Annotated in this window: 15 protein-coding genes; 1 reads left to right on the top strand and 14 read right to left on the bottom strand. The window is 70.4% G+C overall.

Going from position 1 to position 20,013, the window contains the following annotated elements; translation table 11 throughout:
- Window positions 1–356: 356 nt before the first annotated feature.
- A complete protein-coding gene (gene ileS / locus BIV25_RS29105; RefSeq protein WP_071375422.1) occupies window positions 357–3,500 on the top strand; it encodes an isoleucine--tRNA ligase in 3,144 nt (1,047 codons plus the stop codon).
- A gap of 195 nt (window positions 3,501–3,695) precedes the next feature.
- Here ileS and BIV25_RS29100 read toward each other — a convergent pair whose 3' ends face one another.
- The 14 genes from BIV25_RS29100 to BIV25_RS29035 all read right to left on the bottom strand — a co-directional run bounded on the left by BIV25_RS29100 (window position 3,696) and on the right by BIV25_RS29035 (window position 19,935).
- Window positions 3,696–4,868 (bottom strand): DivIVA domain-containing protein, encoded by a 1,173-nt coding sequence (locus tag BIV25_RS29100; protein WP_071375421.1) that lies wholly within the window; start codon window positions 4,866–4,868, stop codon window positions 3,696–3,698.
- Between the two features lie 55 nt (window positions 4,869–4,923).
- Window positions 4,924–5,211: a YggT family protein gene (locus BIV25_RS29095; protein WP_071375420.1), complete on the bottom strand. Its 288-nt coding sequence runs from the start codon at window positions 5,209–5,211 to the stop codon at window positions 4,924–4,926.
- 61 nt (window positions 5,212–5,272) lie between these two features.
- Window positions 5,273–5,914, bottom strand: a complete 642-nt coding sequence (locus tag BIV25_RS29090) for a cell division protein SepF (RefSeq protein WP_071375419.1) — start codon at window positions 5,912–5,914, stop codon at window positions 5,273–5,275.
- A 128-nt stretch (window positions 5,915–6,042) separates the two neighbouring features.
- Complete coding sequence (locus tag BIV25_RS29085) at window positions 6,043–6,762, bottom strand: YggS family pyridoxal phosphate-dependent enzyme (protein ID WP_071375418.1); 720 nt, start codon at window positions 6,760–6,762, stop codon at window positions 6,043–6,045.
- A 6-nt stretch (window positions 6,763–6,768) separates the two neighbouring features.
- The gene (gene pgeF / locus BIV25_RS29080; RefSeq protein ID WP_071375417.1) at window positions 6,769–7,497 is read right to left on the bottom strand and encodes a peptidoglycan editing factor PgeF; all 729 of its coding nucleotides are present in this window, start codon (window positions 7,495–7,497) and stop codon (window positions 6,769–6,771) included.
- On the bottom strand, window positions 7,494–8,699 hold the full coding sequence (gene ftsZ, locus BIV25_RS29075; RefSeq protein WP_071375416.1) for a cell division protein FtsZ: 1,206 nt from the start codon (window positions 8,697–8,699) through the stop codon (window positions 7,494–7,496). The genes pgeF and ftsZ overlap by 4 nt, the downstream gene beginning before the upstream one ends.
- A 279-nt stretch (window positions 8,700–8,978) precedes the next feature.
- Window positions 8,979–9,773: a cell division protein FtsQ/DivIB gene (locus BIV25_RS29070; protein ID WP_071375519.1), complete on the bottom strand. Its 795-nt coding sequence runs from the start codon at window positions 9,771–9,773 to the stop codon at window positions 8,979–8,981.
- 26 nt (window positions 9,774–9,799) lie between these two features.
- On the bottom strand, window positions 9,800–10,888 hold the full coding sequence (gene murG, locus BIV25_RS29065; protein WP_071375415.1) for an undecaprenyldiphospho-muramoylpentapeptide beta-N-acetylglucosaminyltransferase: 1,089 nt from the start codon (window positions 10,886–10,888) through the stop codon (window positions 9,800–9,802).
- Between the two features lie 6 nt (window positions 10,889–10,894).
- A complete protein-coding gene (gene ftsW / locus BIV25_RS29060) occupies window positions 10,895–12,256 on the bottom strand; it encodes a putative lipid II flippase FtsW (protein ID WP_071375414.1) in 1,362 nt (453 codons plus the stop codon).
- Window positions 12,257–12,353: 97 nt separating this feature from the next.
- Entirely contained in the window at window positions 12,354–13,799 is a 1,446-nt protein-coding gene (murD, locus tag BIV25_RS29055) for a UDP-N-acetylmuramoyl-L-alanine--D-glutamate ligase (protein ID WP_071375413.1), read from the bottom strand.
- Window positions 13,781–14,854, bottom strand: a complete 1,074-nt coding sequence (gene mraY / locus BIV25_RS29050; protein ID WP_071375412.1) for a phospho-N-acetylmuramoyl-pentapeptide-transferase — start codon at window positions 14,852–14,854, stop codon at window positions 13,781–13,783. Before mraY ends, murD begins: the two co-directional genes overlap by 19 nt.
- Window positions 14,851–16,257, bottom strand: coding sequence for a UDP-N-acetylmuramoyl-tripeptide--D-alanyl-D-alanine ligase (gene murF / locus BIV25_RS29045; protein WP_071375411.1), 1,407 nt, complete (start codon window positions 16,255–16,257; stop codon window positions 14,851–14,853). The genes mraY and murF overlap by 4 nt, the downstream gene beginning before the upstream one ends.
- A gap of 28 nt (window positions 16,258–16,285) precedes the next feature.
- Window positions 16,286–17,806 carry a UDP-N-acetylmuramoyl-L-alanyl-D-glutamate--2,6-diaminopimelate ligase gene (locus BIV25_RS29040; RefSeq protein ID WP_071375518.1) on the bottom strand — a complete coding sequence of 507 codons (1,521 nt, stop codon included), beginning with the start codon at window positions 17,804–17,806 and terminating at the stop codon, window positions 16,286–16,288.
- A gap of 164 nt (window positions 17,807–17,970) precedes the next feature.
- Complete coding sequence (locus tag BIV25_RS29035) at window positions 17,971–19,935, bottom strand: penicillin-binding protein 2 (RefSeq protein ID WP_305729335.1); 1,965 nt, start codon at window positions 19,933–19,935, stop codon at window positions 17,971–17,973.
- Window positions 19,936–20,013 lie beyond the last annotated feature (78 nt).

Genomic DNA, 20,013 nt, shown 5'->3' with positions numbered 1-20,013 from the left:
CCGGGAAAACCGGTCAGCCGCTGTCCGTGCGGCGCCGTACACTGGGCGGAGCGAGAAGCGTGGATGGGGACGAGTAGCGGCGTACGCAGCCGAGAGCGACCCGGGGACGGTGTGAGCCCGGGGGCGAGCGCGACGTGAAGATCACCCCGGAGCCGCCGGAAGAAAGCCGCAGCCGTGAGGCCAGGGCGAGTAGAACCGGCTTCGCGACCCCAATGAGGGGGCTCACCGGAGCACAGGACGCACCGGCGGGCCAAGGAGGGTGGTACCGCGGGAGCGCGCCGCACACGGCGTAGACAGGATCGAAGGCTCTCGTCCCTCCGACGGAAGGCAGCAAGTCCGTTGGAGGATGCTCGCAGATGACAGCGCCGACGTACCGCCAGGTGCCCGCACAGGTCGACCTGCCCGCTCTTGAGCACGCCGTGCTCGACTTCTGGCGCGAGCAGAAGATCTTCGCCAAGAGTCTGGAGCAGTCCGAGGGCCGCCCGGAGTGGGTGTTCTACGAGGGCCCGCCCACCGCGAACGGCATGCCCGGCGCCCACCACATCGAGGCCCGCGTCTTCAAGGACGTCTTCCCCCGCTTCCGCACCATGCGTGGCTACCACGTGGCCCGCAAGGCCGGCTGGGACTGTCACGGCCTGCCTGTGGAGCTGGCCGTCGAGAAGGAGCTGGGCTTCTCCGGCAAGCAGGACATCGAGGCGTACGGCATCGCCGAGTTCAACGCCAAGTGCCGCGAGTCCGTGACCCGGCACACCGACGCCTTCGCCGAGCTGACGACCCGCATGGGCTACTGGGTCGACATGGACGACGCCTACCGGACCATGGACCCCGAGTACGTGGAGTCGGTCTGGTGGTCGCTGAAGGAGATCTTCGGCAAGGGCCTGCTGGTCCAGGACCACCGCGTCGCCCCCTGGTGCCCGCGCTGCGGCACCGGCCTGTCCGACCACGAGCTGGCGCAGGGCTACGAGACGGTCGTCGACCCGTCCGTGTACGTCCGTTTCCCGCTCACCTCCGGTCCGCTCGCCGGCGAGGCCGCGCTCCTGGTGTGGACGACGACCCCCTGGACCCTGGTGTCCAACACGGCGGTCGCCGCGCACCCGGAGGTCACCTACGTCGTCGCCACCAACGGCGAGGAGAAGCTCGTCGTCGCCGAGCCGCTGCTCGCCAAGGCGCTCGGCGAGGGCTGGGAGACCACGGGCCGGACCTTCACCGGTGCCGAGATGGAGCGCTGGACGTACCAACGTCCGTTCGAGCTGGTGGAGTTCCCGGCTCCGGCACACTTCGTGGTCAACGCCGACTACGTGACGACCGAGGACGGCACGGGTCTGGTCCACCAGTCCCCCGCCTTCGGTGAGGACGACCTCAAGGTCTGCCGCTCCTACGGCCTGCCGCTGGTGAACCCGGTCCGCCAGGACGGCACCTTCGAGGCGGACGTCCCGCTGGTGGGCGGCGTCTTCTTCAAGAAGGCGGACGAACAGCTCACCGAGGACCTCCAGCAGCGCGGTCTGCTCTTCCGGCACATCCCGTACGAGCACAGCTACCCGCACTGCTGGCGCTGCCACACCGCGCTGCTGTACTACGCCCAGCCTTCCTGGTACATCCGCACGACGGCCGTCAAGGACCGTCTCCTGCAGGAGAACGAGCAGACCAACTGGTTCCCGGACACCGTCAAGCACGGCCGGTACGGCGACTGGCTGAACAACAACATCGACTGGGCGCTGTCCCGCAACCGCTACTGGGGCACCCCGCTGCCGATCTGGCGCTGCGAGGAGGGCCACCTCACCTGCGTCGGCTCGCGCGCGGAGCTGACGGAGCTGTCCGGCACCGACCAGTCGGGGCTGGACCCGCACCGCCCGTACATCGACGAGGTCACCTTCGCCTGCCCGCACGAGGGCTGCGGCGAGCGGGCCACGCGCGTGCCGGAGGTCATCGACGCCTGGTACGACTCGGGCTCGATGCCGTTCGCGCAGTGGGGCTACCCGTACAAGAACAAGGAGCTGTTCGAGACCCGCTATCCGGCGCAGTTCATCTGCGAGGCCATCGACCAGACCCGTGGCTGGTTCTACACGCTGATGGCCGTCGGCACGCTGGTCTTCGACAAGTCGTCGTACGAGAACGTCGTCTGCCTGGGCCACATCCTGGCCGAGGACGGCCGCAAGATGTCCAAACACCTGGGCAACATCCTCCAGCCGATCCCGCTCATGGACGCCAACGGCGCGGACGCGGTGCGCTGGTTCATGGCGGCCGGCGGCTCCCCGTGGGCGGCGCGCCGCGTCGGTCACGGCACCATCCAGGAGGTCGTCCGCAAGACCCTGCTGACGTACTGGAACACGGTCGCCTTCCAGGCGCTGTACGCCCGTACGTCCCAGTGGGCGCCGAGCGCGGCGGACCCGGCCCCGGCCGAGCGCCCGCTGATCGACCGCTGGCTGCTGTCCGAGCTGCACGCCCTCACCGACCAGGTGACGCAGGCGATGGAGGCGTTCGACACCCAGCGCGCCGGCAAGCTGCTGTCCGCGTTCGTCGACGACCTGTCCAACTGGTACGTCCGCCGCTCGCGCCGCCGGTTCTGGCAGGGCGACAAGGCCGCGCTGCGCACGCTGCACGAGGTGCTGGAGACGGTCACCAAGCTGATGGCGCCGATCACCCCGTTCATCACCGAGCGGGTGTGGCAGGACCTGGTCGTGCCGGTGACGCCGGGCGCCGTGGAGTCCGTGCACCTGGCCGCCTGGCCGGAGGCGGACCTGTCGGCGATCGACCCCGAGCTGTCGAAGCAGATGGTCCTGGTCCGCCGGCTGGTGGAGCTGGGCCGCGCCACGCGCGCGGAGTCGGGCGTCAAGACCCGGCAGCCGCTGTCCCGCGCGCTGATCGCGGCGACCGGCTTCGAGGCGCTGGACCCGGAGCTGCACACGCAGATCACCGAGGAGCTGAACGTCTCCGCGCTGGCCTCCCTGTCCGAGGTGGGCGGCTCACTGGTGGACACCACCGCGAAGGCCAACTTCCGTGCGCTGGGCAAGCGGTTCGGCAAGCGGGTGCAGGACGTGGCGAAGGCGATCGCGAGCGCCGACGCGGCCGCGCTGTCCCTGGGCCTGCGTGAGGGCACGGCCTCGGTGGAGGTCGACGGCGAGACCGTCACCCTCGCCCCGGACGAGGTGATCATCACCGAGACCCCGCGCGAGGGCTGGTCGGTGGCGTCCGACTCCGGTGCCACGGTGGCACTGGACCTGGAGATCACCGAGGAGCTGCGGCAGGCGGGCCTGGCCCGTGACGCGATCCGGCTGATCCAGGAGGCCCGCAAGAACAGCGGCCTGGACGTGGCCGACCGGATCGCCCTGCGGTGGGTGTCGACCGACCCGGCGGTGGTCGCCGCGCTGAGCGAGCACCGTGAGCTGATCGCGGACGAGGTTCTGGCGACCGACTTCGCCCAGGGAGAGGCCGACGGCAGCTACGGCGAGCCGTTCACCGACGAGGGGCTGTCGCTCACGTTCCGGCTGCGGAAGGCGTAAGCGCCGAGCGGTCCGAGAAGGGCCCGGTCTCCGGTTCGGAGTCCGGGCCCTTCTTCATGTGCCCGCCACGCGCAACCCGCGTGGTCCGCCGCGCGCAACCCGCGTAAAAAGGGCGGGGCCCCGGACCGAAGTCCGGGGCCCCGCCCTGTTGAACGCTGCCGACGCCTAAGGCGTACTACTCACCGTGCCCGGTGCTCAGTTGTCGTCCTCGTCGATCAGGAACCCACGCATCGGCGAGGGAGCCTGGCCCATCGGGGACGGACCCTGCGGGCGGACCGGGGCCATCGGCTGGGTCATGGCCGGGGTCATCTGCTGCTGGCCGCCGTAGGACGGGGCGGACGGAGCGGGGTTGCCGCCCATCGTCTGGTTGCCGCCGTAGGACGGGGCGCTCGCGCCGGCCGGAGCCATGGAGGGCGCCGGGGACGGCGGCAGGGACGCGGTGGCCGGGGTGCGCGGCGGGGCCAGGGAGTCGTCGGCCTGGGTCTCCAGCTGACGCAGCTGGGACTCGAGGTACGACTTCAGGCGCGTGCGGTACTCGCGCTCGAAGCCGCGCAGGTCCTCGACCTTGCGCTCCAGCGTGGCGCGGGCGGACTCCAGGGAGCCCATCGCGACACGGTGCTTCTCCTGCGCGTCCCGCTCCAGGGCGTCGGCCTTGGCACGAGCGTCACGCTCCAGACCCTCGGCGCGGCTGCGGGCCTCGCCGACGATCTTGTTGGCCTCGGAGCGGGCCTCGGCGATCGCCTGGTCGGCGGTCTGCTGGGCCAGCGAGAGGACACGGGCGGCGCTGTCGCCACCGGGGCCCTGACCGGGGCCGCCCATCGGACCGCCCATGGGGCCGCCCATCGGACCACCCATCTGCTGCTGCATGGGGGGCTGACCGCCCATCGGACCCTGGCCCATCGGACCCTGGCCCATCGGACCCTGGCCCATGGGGCCCTGACCCATCGGACCCTGACCCATCGGACCGGGACCCTGGGGACCACCCTGACCGCCGCCGGGACCGGCGGGCAGCTGCGGGGCACCGCTCGGCAGCTGGGGCGGGCCACCCATGGGGCCACCCATCTGCTGCTGCGGCGGGCCCGATATGCCGGCGGGCACCGGCGCGCCGGGACCTCGCATGCCCTGCTGCTGCGGATGCGGCTGCTGGTCCTGCTCCGGCGGGCCCTTACGCATGTTCTGCTGGTTCTGCGCGGCCGCACGGGTCGCCGCGGCCAGCTTGGCGCGCAGGTCCTCGTTCTCGCGGAGCAGACGGGTCAGTTCGGCTTCGACCTCGTCGAGGAAGGCATCGACCTCGTCCTCGTCATAGCCTTCTCGGAGGCGGACGGTCGTGAACTGCTTGTTCCGCACGTCCTCGGGGGTCAACGGCATCTCTTCACCTCAACGTAGTCATCGGCAGTCGGCAAGACCGTATCGTCCACCCTCATCACACGAAGCTCCCCGTGATGGACAGGAGGATGTAGACGATGATCATCAGTACGAAGAAGGACAGGTCGAGCGCCACGCCCCCGAGACGCAGCGGCGGAATGAACCGCCGCAGAAGCTTCAGCGGTGGATCGGTGACAGTGTAGGTGGCCTCCAGAACGACCACCATGGCCTTGCCGGGTTGCCACGAGCGGGCGAACTGGAACACGTAGTCCATGACGAGCCGGAAAATGAGCACGGCGAGGAACACCAGTAGCGCGGTGTGGACCACCGTGACGAACACGCTCATGGCCTGCGCTTCCCTCTCCCCTGTTTCCCGTGCTCTTCCGAATGTCGATCGGTCGTGCGTTTCAGCTCTGGTTGAAGAACCCGCCCTCTGCGATGCGGGCCTTGTCCTCCGCCGTGACATCGACGTTAGCAGGAGACAACAGGAACACCTTCTGCGTCACCCGCTCGATGCTTCCGTGAAGACCAAACACCAATCCGGCCGCAAAGTCGACAAGTCGCTTCGCGTCTGTGTCGTCCATCTCAGTCAGATTCATGATCACCGGGGTGCCTTCACGGAAGTGTTCCCCGATGGTACGGGCCTCGTTGTAGGTCCGCGGGTGAAGTGTGGTGATCCGGTACGGCTCTCGTTCCGACACGACCTTGGGCATGATCACCGGCGCGTTCTTCTCCAGGGACTGACGTTCTTGTGTGATGGATGCCACGGGCGCGATGCGCGCCGGACGTCCTGATTCCGCGGCGAGCGAAGTCGAACGGGCCACCGGCTCGCGAGGCGCGGGCGGTTGGACGATTCGCACCTCTTCGTCCCTTTGGGACTGATGTGCGCTGTGCGACTGGTGTGACGGTTCGTGCCGTCGGTGGTCCCGCTCAGGCTCCGGGTCCAACTCGGGCTCGAAGTCGTCGTCGGGGTCGAATCCGCGGCCGTCGTACCCATCGTCCTCCACGAGGCCGAGGTAGACCGCCATCTTGCGCATCGCGCCGGCCATGCTCTGAGTCCTCCGCTCTGTGGTGGATCGACCGACTACTGCCAAGTGCCCGCGATCCACGAGGTCGTTGTGCCCGCCTTCACGGGCATTGACCATATTTTCTGCTGTGGTCCGACTTCCTGGCGACGTTACCCGAGCCTGGGGCGGACTCCGAGTACCGCGGTGCCGACGCGCACATGTGTCGCCCCGGCCGCCACGGCCTGTTCGAGGTCCGCACTCATCCCTGCCGACACCATGGTTGCAGCCGGATGCGTCCGGCGCAGGTCGGTCGACAAATCCATGAGGCGCTCGAACGCAGCCTGTTCGCGTCCCGCGTACTCCCCGGCGAGCGGAGCGACGGTCATCAGACCGTCGAGCCGCAGTCCGGGCGCGTCCGCGACGAGGTCGGCCAACTCTTCGATTCCGTCCGGGCCGACGCCACCACGCTCGCCCCGGCCACTGGCCCCCGCGTCGAGCGCGACCTGGATCAGACACCCCACCTCGCGCCCCACCCGCACCGCCTCCCTCGACAGGGCCGTGACAAGCCGGGAACGGTCCACGGACTGCACGACATCGGCGTAACCGACCACGGAACGCACCTTGTTGGTCTGTAGTTGACCGACAAAATGCCACTTAAGAGGCAGATCCGCACACGCGGCCGCCTTCGGTGCCGCGTCCTGGTCGCGGTTCTCGGCGACGTGACGCACACCGAGTTCCGACAGGATCCGCACATCGCTCGCCGGGTAGGTCTTGGTGACCACGACGAGAGTCACCTCGCCCCGCTCGCGCCCGGCCGCCGCACACGCGGCGGTGATGCGCTCCTCCACCTTCGCCAGGTTTGCGGCGAGTTCGGTCTTACGGTCCGTCATGCCCCATCAGTCCAGCCAGACATAGCCCGCGAGCCGCCCGGTGGTGCGGTCGCGGCGGTACGAGAAGTGGTCCTTCGACTCGAGCGTGCACGCCGGTGACTGCGCCCGGTCGCGCACCCCGAGCCGGTCGAGCTGCGCGTGCACCCCGGCGCTCACGTCGACCGCCGGCGTACCCCAGCTCGTCTCCGCGTGCGCCGCCGGCTCGACGGCGGCCACCTCGGCGCGCATCGCCTCCGGCACCTCGTAGCACCGGCCGCACACGGCGGGTCCGGTGCGGGCGACGATCCGGCCCGGCTCGGCGCCGAGTTCGACCATGGCCCGTACGGCGGCGGGGACGACTCCCCCGGCCATGCCCGGCCGGCCCGCGTGCGCTGCGGCGGCGATCCCGGCGACGGGGTCGGCCAGCAGCACCGGCACGCAGTCGGCGGTGAGCACGGCGAGGGCGAGCCCCCGGCGGGCGGTGACGACCGCGTCGGCCTCGGGCGCCGGGCGCACGCCCCAGGGCTCGTCCACGACGGCCACGTCGGCGCCGTGCACCTGGTGCATCCAGACGACCCGATCGGCGGCGAGGCCCAGCGACTTCGCGGCCAGTTCCCGGTTGGCCAGGACCGCCTGGGGCGTGTCACCGACGGCGCCGCCGAGGTTCAGCTCCTCGTACGGAGCGGCGCTCACCCCGCCCCACCGGTCGGTGAAGGCGAAGTGCGCGCCGCTCACGCTCTCGCGCTGTCCTATCACTTCAGGAAGTCCGGAACGTCCAGTTCCTCGGCGGCGCTGTCCGAGTAGCTCCGCGACTGCGGCACCGGCGGGGCGACCGGGATGTCGGGCACCGGCTCGGGGGCCGGCTCCGGCTCCTCCTTCGGCGTCACGCTGCCGAGCGAGCCGAAGGTCGGCCGGCTGGGCTCGGACTGCCGTACCGGAGCGGGCTCTTCGCGGCGGGCCGGCACCGTGGCCGAGGCCGAGCCGATGACGTTGTCCCGGCGGGCCGGCGGCTGGCCGCCGTCGAAGCCGGCCGCGATCACGGTGACCCGGACCTCGTCGCCGAGGGCGTCGTCGATGACCGCGCCGAAGATGATGTTGGCCTCGGGGTGGGCGGCCTCGCTGACCAGCTGGGCGGCCTCGTTGATCTCGAACAGGCCGAGGTCGGAGCCGCCGGAGATGGAGAGCAGGACGCCGCGTGCGCCGTCGATGGACGCCTCCAGCAGCGGCGAGGAGATCGCCATCTCGGCCGCGGCCACCGCGCGGTCGTCGCCGCGGGCCGAGCCGATGCCCATGAGGGCCGAACCGGCCTCGGACATGACCGACTTGACGTCGGCGAAGTCGAGGTTGATCAGACCGGGGGTGGTGATGAGGTCGGTGATGCCCTGGACACCGGAGAGCAGGACCTGGTCGGCGGACTTGAACGCGTCCAGGACCGAGACCTGGCGGTCCGAGATGGACAGCAGCCGGTCGTTGGGGATGACGATGAGGGTGTCGACCTCTTCGCGCAGTTCGGCGATGCCGTCCTCGGCCTGGTTCGCGCGGCGCCGTCCCTCGAAGGTGAACGGGCGCGTGACCACGCCGATGGTGAGGGCGCCGAGCGAGCGCGCGATGTTGGCCACGACGGGCGCGCCGCCGGTGCCGGTGCCGCCGCCTTCACCAGCCGTCACGAAGACCATGTCGGCCCCCTTGAGGACCTCCTCGATCTCCTCGCGGTGGTCCTCGGCGGCCTTGCGGCCGACTGCCGGGTTGGCGCCGGCGCCGAGTCCGCGGGTGAGTTCGCGGCCGACGTCGAGCTTGACGTCGGCGTCGCTCATCAACAGCGCCTGTGCGTCTGTGTTGATGGCGATGAACTCGACGCCCTTGAGACCGACCTCGATCATCCGGTTGATGGCATTGACACCACCGCCGCCGACACCGATGACCTTGATGACTGCGAGGTAGTTCTGCGGTGCTGCCACGTCGAAGGCCTCTCGCCTCGAATTACGTCGCCGTCGCCGTGCGGTGCCCCGCGCCGGGACGGCAGATGCCGAATGGGACGGTCCGTAGCGCCGACCCGAACCCTAACCCTGAAGTTTAGGGTTACCAGTGTGTCTGTTCCTTGAAGTCTTCTGAACAGGACACTAAGTCGACAAGTGGCGCCCGTTCAACGAACACGCCGAACCTCCCGTTTTTCTTTTCACCCTATGTGATCAGCCGTAGCAGTGCCCAACCAGGGTGCTGGCCTGCGCTGATGTGCGTCAACTCCCCGATGACGCAGGGGCGGTGGGAACGCTGACATCGAAGTGCCGGGCGCGGGGAGCTGCTTTCATGAGAGCCGTGAGGGTCCGTGCCTTGGCGCCGCCGCTCTCGCTGCTCCCCCATGCCACCGTGCGGCCGTCGCCGAGCACCAGCGAGATGTCGTCATAGGACCGGACTTGGAGCGCCCGGGCGCCCTTGGCCACGGAGGGCGGCAGGTCCCGGGCGACCCGGACCGCCTCGCGCACGAGCCGGGCGACGCCGAAGCGCCGCAGGCTCGCGGCCGCGGAACCGGTGCGGGAGACGTCGACTTCCAGGGCCGGAACGTTCTTCGGGGCCTGGGAAACCGTGGCGAACCGGACACCCTTGCCGTCGACTTCGACGAAGTTCTTACCGTCGCGCTGGAGCAGGACGGGAGTGCGCTCGATCACTTTCAGACCGATGCCGTGGGGCCAGGCTCGAACCACGTCGATGGTGTCAATTCTGGGCAATCTCGCGCGAAGTCGGGCTTCGATGCCGTTGGCGTCGATGGAAATCATCGGCGCCCCGACCGGCACGGCCGCCGCGTCGCGCACCTCGGCGGGGGTCAGCACCCGGGTACCGGACACCGAGACACGCTCGACGCGCAGCCAGGCGGAGCCGTACAACACCCAGGTGCCACCGCCGCCGAGAAGAAGAGCGACCACCGCCAGGATGACGATCGTACGAAGGCGCCGTCGTCTGAGGCGCCGGGCGGACGGCGGGCCGGACGACTCCTGTTGGCGTTTTCCGCGCTCGGCGGTAGTCGGTCCGGCCACCCTCACTGCCCTTTCGTCATACGGTCCTAACGGCGCGAGGCGATCGCCTCGTACACCATGCCGACGAGCAGCTCGTCGGCGTCCCGGCGGCCGAACTCGCTCGCCGCGCGGGACATCTCGTACAGCCGGTGCGGATCGGCGAGTACGGGCAGGACGTTCTGCTGTACCCACTCGGGCGTCAGTTCCGCGTCGTCGACGAGGAGTCCGCCGCCGGCCTTCACCACCGGCTGGGCGTTGAGCCGCTGTTCGCCGTTGCCGATGGGCAGCGGGACGTAAGCGGCCGGGAGTCCGACGGCGGAGAGTTCGGCGACGGTCATCGCGCCCGCGCGGCAGAGCATCATGTCGGCCGCGGCGTACGCGAGGTCCATCCGGTCCAGGTAACTTACCGGGATGTAGGGGGGCATCCCCGGCATCTGGTGCACCTGCGGCAGTTCGTTCTTCGGGCCGACCGCGTGCAGGATCTGGATTCCGGCCTGCTGGAGCCAGGGCGCGACCTGCTGGACGACTTCGTTGAGGCGGCGGGCGCCCTGCGAGCCGCCGGTGACGAGCAGTGTCGGCAGGTTCGGGTCGAGGCCGAACATGTGGCGGGCCTCGGGGCGGGCCGCGGCGCGGTCCAGGGTGGCGATGGAGCGGCGCAGCGGGATGCCGATGTACCGCGCGTCACGCAGCTTGCTGTCCGGGGTGGAGACGGCGACCCGGGCCGCGTACCGCGAGCCGATCTTGTTGGCCAGGCCCGGGCGGGCGTTGGCCTCGTGGATCACGATGGGCACACCCAGGCGCTTGGCCGCGAGGTAGCCGGGCAGCGCGACATAACCTCCGAAGCCGACCACGCAGTCGGCCTTGGTGCGCTCCAGGACCTGCTCGGCGGCCTTGATCGTGCCACGCAGCCGGCCCGGGACGGTGATCAGCTCGGGCGTGGGCTTGCGGGGCAGCGGCACCGCCGGGATCAGCGCCAGCTCGTAGCCGCGCTCCGGGACGAGCCGGGTCTCCAGGCCGCGCTCCGTGCCCAGGGCCGTGATCCCCACGGTCGGGTCCTGCCTGCGCAGGGCGTCCGCGAGGGCGAGCGCGGGCTCGATGTGGCCGGCGGTCCCCCCACCGGCGAGTACGACATGCACCGAAATTCACCGCTCTCCGGACGGACGCGCCCGTGGGGCACGCCGTCGCATCGTGTTCCATCTCCGGGGACTCCGACCGGACCCGGAGCCCCCGGCTCCCCGCTTTCTACCAAAGCGAGGTTGCCGCATCGCAAGCGCCGCCCGCGCAGCGGGCTCGTCGCGTGCGAAGGCGATCAGCAACCCGATGGCGAACATGGTCGGCAGCAGGGCGGACCCTCCGTAGGAGAACAGCGGGAGGGGCACTCCGGCGATCGGCAGCAGGCCGAGCACCGCACCCATGTTGATCACCGCCTGGGCGGTGATCCAGGTGGTCACGCCTCCCGCGGCGTACCTCACGAAGGGGTCCTCCGTGCGTCCGGCCACGCGGATACCCGCATAGCCTAGAGCCGCGAACAGGGCGAGCACCGACAGTGTCCCCGCGAGGCCCAGTTCCTCACCGGTGACCGCGAAGATGAAGTCGGTGTGCGCTTCCGGCAGTTGGCCCCATTTTTCCACACTCGCGCCGAGGCCCGATCCGAAGAGTCCGCCGGAGGCGAGGGCGTAGATGCCGTGCGCGCCCTGCCAGCACATGTCGTTCGGACCCGGGTCGGTGGCGGCGATGCACTTGAGGCGGGCGAGGCGGTGCGGGCTGGTCTGGATGGCGATGATGGCGAGGACGGCGGCGACCCCGAGCACGCCGGAGAACAGCCGGGTCGGCGCCCCCGCGAGCCACAGCAGCCCGAACAGGATCGCCGTCAGGATGATGGTCGTACCCATGTCGCCGCCGAGCATGATCAGCCCGAGCAGCAGGAACGTGACCGGCACCAGCGGCACCAGCATGTGTTTCCACTGGGTCAGCAGCTTCTTGTCCTGTTTGCGCGCGATCAGGTCCGCGCCCCACAGCACCAGGGCGAGCTTGCCGAACTCGCTCGGCTGGATCTGGAAGGAGCCGCCCAGGGAGATCCAGTTCTGGTTGCCGTTGACCGCCATCCCTATCCCCGGCACCTGCACCAGGACCATCAGGAAGACGGCACCGGCGAGGATCGGGTACGCCAGCGCCCGGTGCAGCTTCACCGGCATCCGGGAGGCCACGAGCATCAGGACGCCGCCGATGGCCGCGGCGAGGAACTGCTTGCGGAAGAAGTACGACCCCGGCAGCGACAGCTGGAGCGCGGTGATCTGGGAGGCCGAGTAGACCATGACCAGGCCGAGCACCATGATCAGCATGCTGCCGCCGAAGATCAGGTAGTAGGCGGTCAGCGGACGGTCCCAGGCCTTGCGCGCGCGTGTGTAGAACCGTTGGAACGGGTTCTCGCGCGCCGGCCGGGAGACGGCGGGACGGCGGGGTGCCCGCTGTACGGGCGGCCGGCCGGTACTGCTACCGGGCATCGGCGCCTCCCCTGAACCTCGGCCGTCCCACAGGCCCCTGTAGCGTCAGCCGTCCCACGCGTCCCTCCCAAGTTCCGCCCGGCGGGCGGCGCCGGGGTCAGGCTCCGAGTTCGCGGACCGCTGCCGCGAACGCGTCACCGCGCTGGTTGTAGTTGGTGAACATGTCCATGGAGGCGCAGGCCGGGGCAAGGAGCACCGTGTCGCCGGGCCGGGCAAGCCGCTTCGCTTCCGTCACCGCCTGGAGCATCGCCCCAGTGTCGGTCCGGTCGAGGTCGACCACGGGTACTTCCGGGGCGTGTCGCGCGAGGGCGTCACGGATCAGCGCACGGTCGGCGCCGATGAGGACCGCTGCGCGAAGTCGCTCCGCCGACCTGGCGACCAGCTCGTCGAAGGTCGCGCCCTTCGCCAGACCGCCCGCAATCCATACGATCGGTTCATATGCCGCCAACGACGCTTCGGCGGCATGCGTGTTGGTCGCCTTGGAGTCGTCCACGTACGCGACCCCGTCGAGGTCGGCGACGTGCTCGATGCGGTGGGCGTCGGGGCGGAAGGCGCGCAGACCGTCGCGGACGGCGGAGGCGGGTACCCCGAAGGCGCGCGCGAGGGCCGCCGCGGCAAGGGCGTTGGCGATGTTGTGCGGAGCCGGCGGGTCGACGTCGGCGACCTCGGCCAGCTCCTGCGCGTTCTTCTGCCGGTTCTCGACGAAGGCGCGGTCGACCAGAAGGCCCTCCACGACGCCGAGTTGGGAGGGTGCGGGGGCGCCGAGGGTGAACCCGACGGCCCGGCAGCCCTCCTCGACCTCGGCCTCGCGGACCAGGTCCTCGGTGGCCTTGTCCTCGACGTTGTAGACGCAGGCGACCCGATTGCCCTCGTAGATACGGCCCTTGTCGCGCGCGTACGCCTCCATGGAGCCGTGCCAGTCGAGGTGGTCGGGCGCGAGGTTCAGCACGGTGGCGGAGTCGGCGCGCAGGGACGGCGACCAGTGGAGCTGGTAGCTGGACAGCTCGACGGCGAGTACATCGAGATCGCGGTACGGCTCCTCGCCGAGGACGACGTCCAGCAGCGAGACGCCGATGTTGCCGACGGCGGCCGTGCGCAGGCCGGCCGCCGTGAGGATGGAGGCGAGCATGCGGACGGTGGTCGTCTTGCCGTTGGTGCCCGTGACGGCCAGCCAGGGGGCGGCATCGGGGCCGCGCAGGCGCCAGGCCAGTTCGACGTCGCCCCAGACCGGCACGCCCGCCCGCTCGGCCGCCAGGAACAGCGGCTTGTCGGGCTTCCAGCCGGGCGTGGTGACGATCAGCTCGGTGCCCTCCGGCAGGGTTGCGCCGTCGCCGAGGCGCACGGTGATGCCGAGCGCCTCCAGTTCGGCGGCCTGCTCACGCGCGCGTGCGTCGTCGCCGTCGTTGACGACCGTGACGACCGCCCCGCGCGCGTGCAGCACCTTGGCCGCCGGGACGCCGGACACACCGAGTCCGGCGACGGTGACGTGGGTGCCCCGGAAGTCGAAGGGTTCCGAGCTGGAGGTCACTTTTCCGCTGCCCATCCTGCGTAGAAGAGGCCCAGTCCGACGATCACACAGATGCCCTGGATGATCCAGAACCGGACCACCACCAGGACTTCGGACCAGCCCTTGAGTTCGAAGTGGTGCTGCAGTGGCGCCATCCGGAAGACGCGCTTGCCGGTGAGCCGGAAGGAACCGACCTGGATGACGACCGACATGGTGATGAGGACGAACAGGCCGCCCATGATGGCCACCAGCAGCTCCGTGCGGGAGAGGATGGCCAGACCCGTGAGCACACCGCCGAGGGCGAGCGAGCCGGTGTCGCCCATGAAGATCTTCGCCGGCGAGGTGTTCCACCACAAGAAGCCCAGGCAGGCACCCATGAGCGCGGAGGCGATCACGGCGAGGTCGAGCGGGTCGCGGACCTCGTAGCAGGCGGCCGGGTTCGTCAGGGTCTGCGCGTTGGCGCAGGACTCCTGGAACTGCCAGACACCGATGAACGTGTAGGCGCCGAAGACGAGCACGGAGGCGCCGGTGGCGAGACCGTCCAGACCGTCGGTCAGGTTCACGCCGTTCGACATCGCGAGGATCATGAACAGCGCCCAGACGACGAACAGCACCGGGCCGATCGTCCAGCCGAAGTCGGTGATGAACGACAGCTTGGTGGAGGCCGGGGTGTTGCCGCGCGCGTCGGCGAACATCAGCGAGAGCACGGCGAAGGCGATGCCGACGATCAGCTGGCCAGCCATCTTCGCCTTGGCCCGCAGACCCAGCGAACGCCGCTTGACGATCTTGATGTAGTCGTCGAGGAAGCCGACCAGGCCCATGCCGGACATCAGGCCGAGCACCAGCAGGCCGGAGTAGGTGGGCGGGTAACCGGTGATGAGCTTGCTCAGGAAGTACGCGGCGATCGTCGCCAGGATGAAGGCGATGCCGCCCATGGTCGGCGTACCGCGCTTGCTGGCGTGCTCGCGCGGGCCGTCGTCACGGATGTACTGGCCGTAGCCCTTGCGGGCGAGGAGCTTGATCAGCAACGGGGTGCCGACCAGCGTCAGGAAGAGGCCAATGACTCCTGAGAACAGGATCTGCTTCATCATCGGGCGGCAACCTCACCCTCGGCACCGGCTTCGAGCAACGCCTGGGCAACGCTCTCCAGCCCCACCGAACGGGACGCCTTCACGAGCACGACGTCGCCCGGGCGCAACTCGCTGCGCAACAGGTCGATCGCCGCCTGTGCGTCGGACACGTGCACCGACTCCTCACCCCACGAACCCTCGTTATATGCGCCCAGTTGCAGCCAGGAGGCCTCAATCCCCCCGACGGCGACGAGCTTGCTGACGTTGAGCCGGACGGCGAGCCGCCCGACGGCGTCGTGCTCGGCGAGCGCCTCGTCCCCCAGCTCGGCCATCTTGCCGAGCACCGCCCACGTCCGCCGTCCCTTGCCCATGGCCGCGAGTGCCCTCAGGGCGGCCCGCATGGACTCGGGGTTGGCGTTGTAGGCGTCGTTGACGATGGTCACGCCGTCCGGGCGCTCGGTGACCTCCATGCGCCAGCGGGAGAGGGTGCCCGCCTCGGAGAGCGCGAGGGCGATCTCTTCCGCGGACATGCCCAGCTCATGGGCGACGGCGGCCGCGGCGAGCGCGTTCGACACGTGGTGCTCACCGTACAGGCGCATGGTCACATCGCTTGCACCGGAGGGTGTGTGAAGCCTGAACGAGGGCTGTCCGCTGTCCGTGAGTCGCACGTTCTCGGCGCGTACGTCCGCTTCGGCCGACTCTCCGAAAAGGACCACCTTCGCCTTGGTACGGGGGGCCATGGCGCGGACCAGCGGGTCGTCGGCGTTGAGGATCGCGGCGCCGTCCTCCGGAAGTCCTTCGACGAGCTCGCCCTTGGCCTCGGCGATCTGCTCACGCCCGCCGAACTCGCCGATGTGGGCGGTGCCGACGTTCAGGACGAGGCCGATCTTCGGCGGGGTGAGGCCGGTGAGGTAACGGATGTGCCCGATGCCGCGGGCACCCATCTCCAGCACGAGGAACTGCGTCTCCTCGGTGGCCGACAGGGCGGTCAGCGGCAGCCCGATCTCGTTGTTGAGCGAGCCGGGCGTGAACACGGTCGGCGCCTTGTGCCGGAGCACCTGGGCGATCAGGTCCTTGGTGCTGGTCTTGCCGGCCGAGCCGGTCAGGGCGACGAGGGTCGCGCCGAGGCGGTGTACGACGTGCCGTGCGAGGGCGCCGAGGGCGGTCTGCACGTCCTCGACCACGACCGCGGGCAGGCCGACGGGGCGCGACGCCAGTACGGCGACCGCGCCCGCCTCGATCACCTGTGGTGCGAAGTCATGGCCGTCCACGCGCTCGCCGACGAAGGCGGCGAACAGGCTGCCGGGCACCACCTCGCGGGAGTCCCGGACCACCGGGCCCGTGACCTGGACGGACGGATCCGGTATGTCGTGCGTCTGCCCGCCGACGACTGCTGCGATCTCGGCGAGGGAGAGGGCGATCACAAGTTCATCCCCTGGGTCTTCTGGATTTTCATCCCTGGGTCTTCTGGATGGCTTCGCGGAGCACCTGGCGGTCGTCGAAGGGACGGACCACGCCGGCGATGTCCTGGCCCTGCTCGTGGCCCTTGCCCGCGACCAGCACGGTGTCGCCGGGGGCGGCGCGGCCCACGGCGGCGGCGATCGCTGCGGCCCGGTCCTCGAAGAGGAGCACCTCGCCGCGCTCGTGCGCGGGCACGGCGGCCGCGCCCTGGAGCATGGCCGCGAGGATCGCGAGCGGGTCCTCGGAGCGGGGGTTGTCGGAGGTCAGTACGGCCGTGTCGGCGAGCCGGGCCACGGCGGCGCCCATCGGGCCGCGCTTGGTCCGGTCGCGGTCGCCGCCGCAGCCGAGGACGACGTGCAGCCGGCCCTTGGTGACCTTGCGCAGCGCCTTGAGCACGGACTCGACCGCGTCGGTCTTGTGGGCGTAGTCCACGACCGCGAGGTAGGGCTGCCCTGCGTCCACGCGCTCCAGGCGGCCGGGGACGCCCGGTACGGCGGCGATGCCGTCGGCGGCGGTCTGCGGGTCGAGACCGGCGGCGGCGAGGGACACGACGGCGGCGAGGGTGTTCGCCACGTTGAAGGGGCCGGCGAGGGGCGAGCGGGCGTGGACGCGCTCGCCGTTCGGGCCGACGGCGGTGAACGTCGAGTCCATCGGGCCGACCTGGACGTCCTCGGCGCGCCAGTCGGCGTCGGGGTGGCCCTCGGCGGAGAAGGTCACGACCGGGACGGTGGCCTCCTTCGCGAGGCGGCGGCCGTACTCGTCGTCGGCGTTGATCACACCGAGTCTGCTGCGTTCCGGCGTGAACAGCTGCGCCTTGGCCCGGAAGTAGTCCTCCATGTCGGAGTGGAACTCCATGTGTTCCGGGCTGAGGTTCGTGAACACGGCGAGGTCGAAGACGCAGCCGTCGACCCGGCCGAGGACCAGGGCGTGGCTGGAGACCTCCATGGCGACCGCCTCGACCCCGCGTTCGCGCATGACGGCGAACAGGGCCTGCAGGTCGGTGGCCTCGGGGGTGGTGCGCTCGGACTTGATGCGCTCGTCGCCGATGCGCATCTCGACCGTGCCGACGAGGCCGGTGGCCTTCGCGGTGCGCATGCCGCCCTCGACGAGGTAGGCCGTGGTGGTCTTGCCGGAGGTGCCGGTGATGCCGATCTGGAGCAGGTCACGGCCCGGGTGGCCGTAGATCGTCGCCGCCAGTTCACCCATCCGCGCGCGCGGGTCGGCCACGACGAGGACCGGCAGTCCGGTCGCCGTGGCGCGCTCGGCGCCGGTCGGGTCGGTGAGCACGGCGGCCGCGCCGAGGCCGGCGGCCTGGGTGACGAAGTCGGCGCCGTGCAGCCGGGCCCCCGGGAGGGCGGCGTACAGGTCGCCGGGGCGGACGGCGCGCGAGTCGTGGGTGATCCCCGTGATCTCGGCGGAGCTGTCCGGAGCGGCGGCACCCAGCTGATCGGCCAGCTCCGCGAGGGGTGTGGCGGAGACCTGAACCGGTCGCGGCGGTCCCGGATATGTCACGGAAGCGCCCTTCTGGGTGGTTTGGGACTGATCAGCGTGTGGCACGGCGGTGAGCGTACCGGGCGCACCCGCTCCGGAGCGAAGCGAGGGGCGCAGGGCGCCGTGGTTCCCGGGGTCCGGGGTGATCGTTGTCACGGTTCGTTCCTGGTGTTCCGGTGTGCTGATCAGGGCTTGTAGTCGACGGGCAGGTTGGCGGCGGGCGCTCCGGTCGGCGGGACCTGGAGGGTCTTGAGGGCGAACTCCATCACCTGCTTGTAGATGGGTCCACAGATCTGGCCGCCGTAGTAGCTGCCGGCGGTGGCGTTCTGGATGGCGCAGTAGACGGTGATGCGGGGGTTGTCCGCGGGTGCGAAACCGGCGAACGACGAGGTGTAGCCGTGGTACTTGCCGGTGGCCGGATCCACACGGTTGGCCGTACCGGTCTTGCCCGCGACGTTGTAGCCCGGGATGCGGGCCTTGATGCCGGTGCCCTGCTCGTCGTCCACGACGGACTCCAGCATCTGGGCGACCGTCCTGGCCGTCTTCTCGCTGACGACCCGGGTCTCCTTGGGCTTGGCCGCGGGGGTGAAGCGCCCGTCGGCGCCCTTGGTGCCGCGCACCAGGGTCGGCTCGACGCGGACCCCGCCGTTGGCGATGGTCGAGTACACCGAGGCGGCCTGCACCGCGTTGATGGAGAAGCCCTGGCCGAAAGGGATCGTGTACTGCTGCGAAGTGGACCACTTCTGGTACGGCGCGAGGATGCCCGGGGTCTCGCCGGGGAAGCCGAGTCCGCTGTAGCTGCCGATGCCGAACTTGCGCAGGTACGAATAGAGGACCTTGTCGGCCTGCGCCTGCGTCCTGCCGAGCTGGCCGGTGGCGAGGATGGTGCCGATGTTGCTGGACTTGGCGAGGACGCCGTTCAGCGTGAGGTACCAGGTGTCGTGGTCGACGTCGTCGGAGAAGAGCCGGTCGCCACGGTGCAGCCGGTTGGGTACGACGACGTGGGTGAGCGGGGTGGCCGCGTTCTCCTGCAGCACGGCCGCCATGGACATCACCTTGGCGGTGGAGCCCGGCTCGAAGGCGTCCTGGACGGCCGCGTTGCCCAGGTCCGCGGCGTCCGCCTTGGACAGGTCGTTGGGGTCGAAGCCGGGCGAGTTGGCCATCGCCAGGATCTGCCCGGTCCGGGTGTCCTGGACGACCACGTAGCCGCGGTCCGCCCGGGACTTCCTCACCTGCTGGGTGATGGCGTTCTGCGCGGCCCACTGGATGTCGCGGTCGATGGTCAGCTCGACGTCGGCGCCGGACACGGCCGGGGTCTGCGTCGACCCCGCCGTGGGCACCTCGCGCCCGCCGGACTGGGCGTACCGGATCTCGCCGTCCTTGCCCGACAGCTGCTTGTTCAGCTCCTGCTCGATGCCGCCGGCGCCCCGGCCGTCGGCGTTGACCCAGCCCAGTATCCCGGCGGCGAGGTCGCCGTTGGGATACACGCGCTGGCTGCTGGGGTCGGCGAAGACGCCGGCGAGGACGTTGACGGTGTGCTTGTCCGTCTGCGCCTTCGCGGTGAGCGCGCTGCGCAGGTCCTTGATCTGCTTCCAGACCTGCGGGGTCTGCCGGGTGGCGAGCCGGGTGTAGCGGGAGTTCCTGTTCGCGGGCCGCAGCTTCTGCACCAGCGTGGCCTGGTCCTGCCCGAGGATCGGCGCGAGCAGCGCCGCGGCCTGCTCCGGACCGTCGTCGATCTTCAGCTGTTTCTCGCTGAACATCGTCGGGTCGGCCGTGATGTCGTAGGCGTCCTCGCTGACGGCCAGGGAGACGCCGTTGCGGTCGGTGATCCCGCCGCGCTCGGCGGTCAGGGTGTGCACGACGTACCGGTTCTGGTCGGCGCGGGCGGCGTACTCACTCGCGTCGACGGCCTGGACCTGGAACAGCCGTACGACGAAGGCCGTCAGCACCAGGGTCAGGGTGAGGCTGACCAGGCGCAGCCGGGGCCGCGGGCTGCCGAGCCGGAGCTTCTGCTGGACGAGCGGCCGCGCGCCGCTGGGGCGGCGGGCCGGCCGGGCACCGGAGCCGGCCGGCCGCCGCGCGGCATTCCCGGGCCGGGCCGGCCTCGCCGGTCCGGGCACTCGACGGCGCGGCGGTTGCCTGTCGGTCACTTCCGTCACCTGCCGGGGGTCGGGGTGGAGGCGGGCTGGGGGGTGGGGGGCGGCGGTACGGCCGCCGCCGGGTCCGCG

This window comes from Streptomyces sp. MUSC 14 (assembly GCF_001866675.1).
Lineage (GTDB): Bacteria > Actinomycetota > Actinomycetes > Streptomycetales > Streptomycetaceae > Streptomyces.
This window is presented reverse-complemented; position numbering and strand designations above follow the sequence as displayed.

Coding starts and splice junctions, on each gene's coding strand:
- BIV25_RS29100 (WP_071375421.1), bottom strand. CDS start 4,868: ATGCCGTTGACCCCCGAGGACGTGCGGAACAAGCAGTTCACGACCGTC.
- murD (WP_071375413.1), bottom strand. CDS start 13,799: ATGGGCAGCGGAAAAGTGACCTCCAGCTCGGAACCCTTCGACTTCCGG.
- BIV25_RS29095 (WP_071375420.1), bottom strand. CDS start 5,211: ATGAGCGTGTTCGTCACGGTGGTCCACACCGCGCTACTGGTGTTCCTC.
- ftsW (WP_071375414.1), bottom strand. CDS start 12,256: ATGCCCGGTAGCAGTACCGGCCGGCCGCCCGTACAGCGGGCACCCCGC.
- mraY (WP_071375412.1), bottom strand. CDS start 14,854: ATGATGAAGCAGATCCTGTTCTCAGGAGTCATTGGCCTCTTCCTGACG.
- ileS (WP_071375422.1), top strand. CDS start 357: ATGACAGCGCCGACGTACCGCCAGGTGCCCGCACAGGTCGACCTGCCC.
- BIV25_RS29090 (WP_071375419.1), bottom strand. CDS start 5,914: ATGGCCGGCGCGATGCGCAAGATGGCGGTCTACCTCGGCCTCGTGGAG.
- BIV25_RS29085 (WP_071375418.1), bottom strand. CDS start 6,762: ATGACGGACCGTAAGACCGAACTCGCCGCAAACCTGGCGAAGGTGGAG.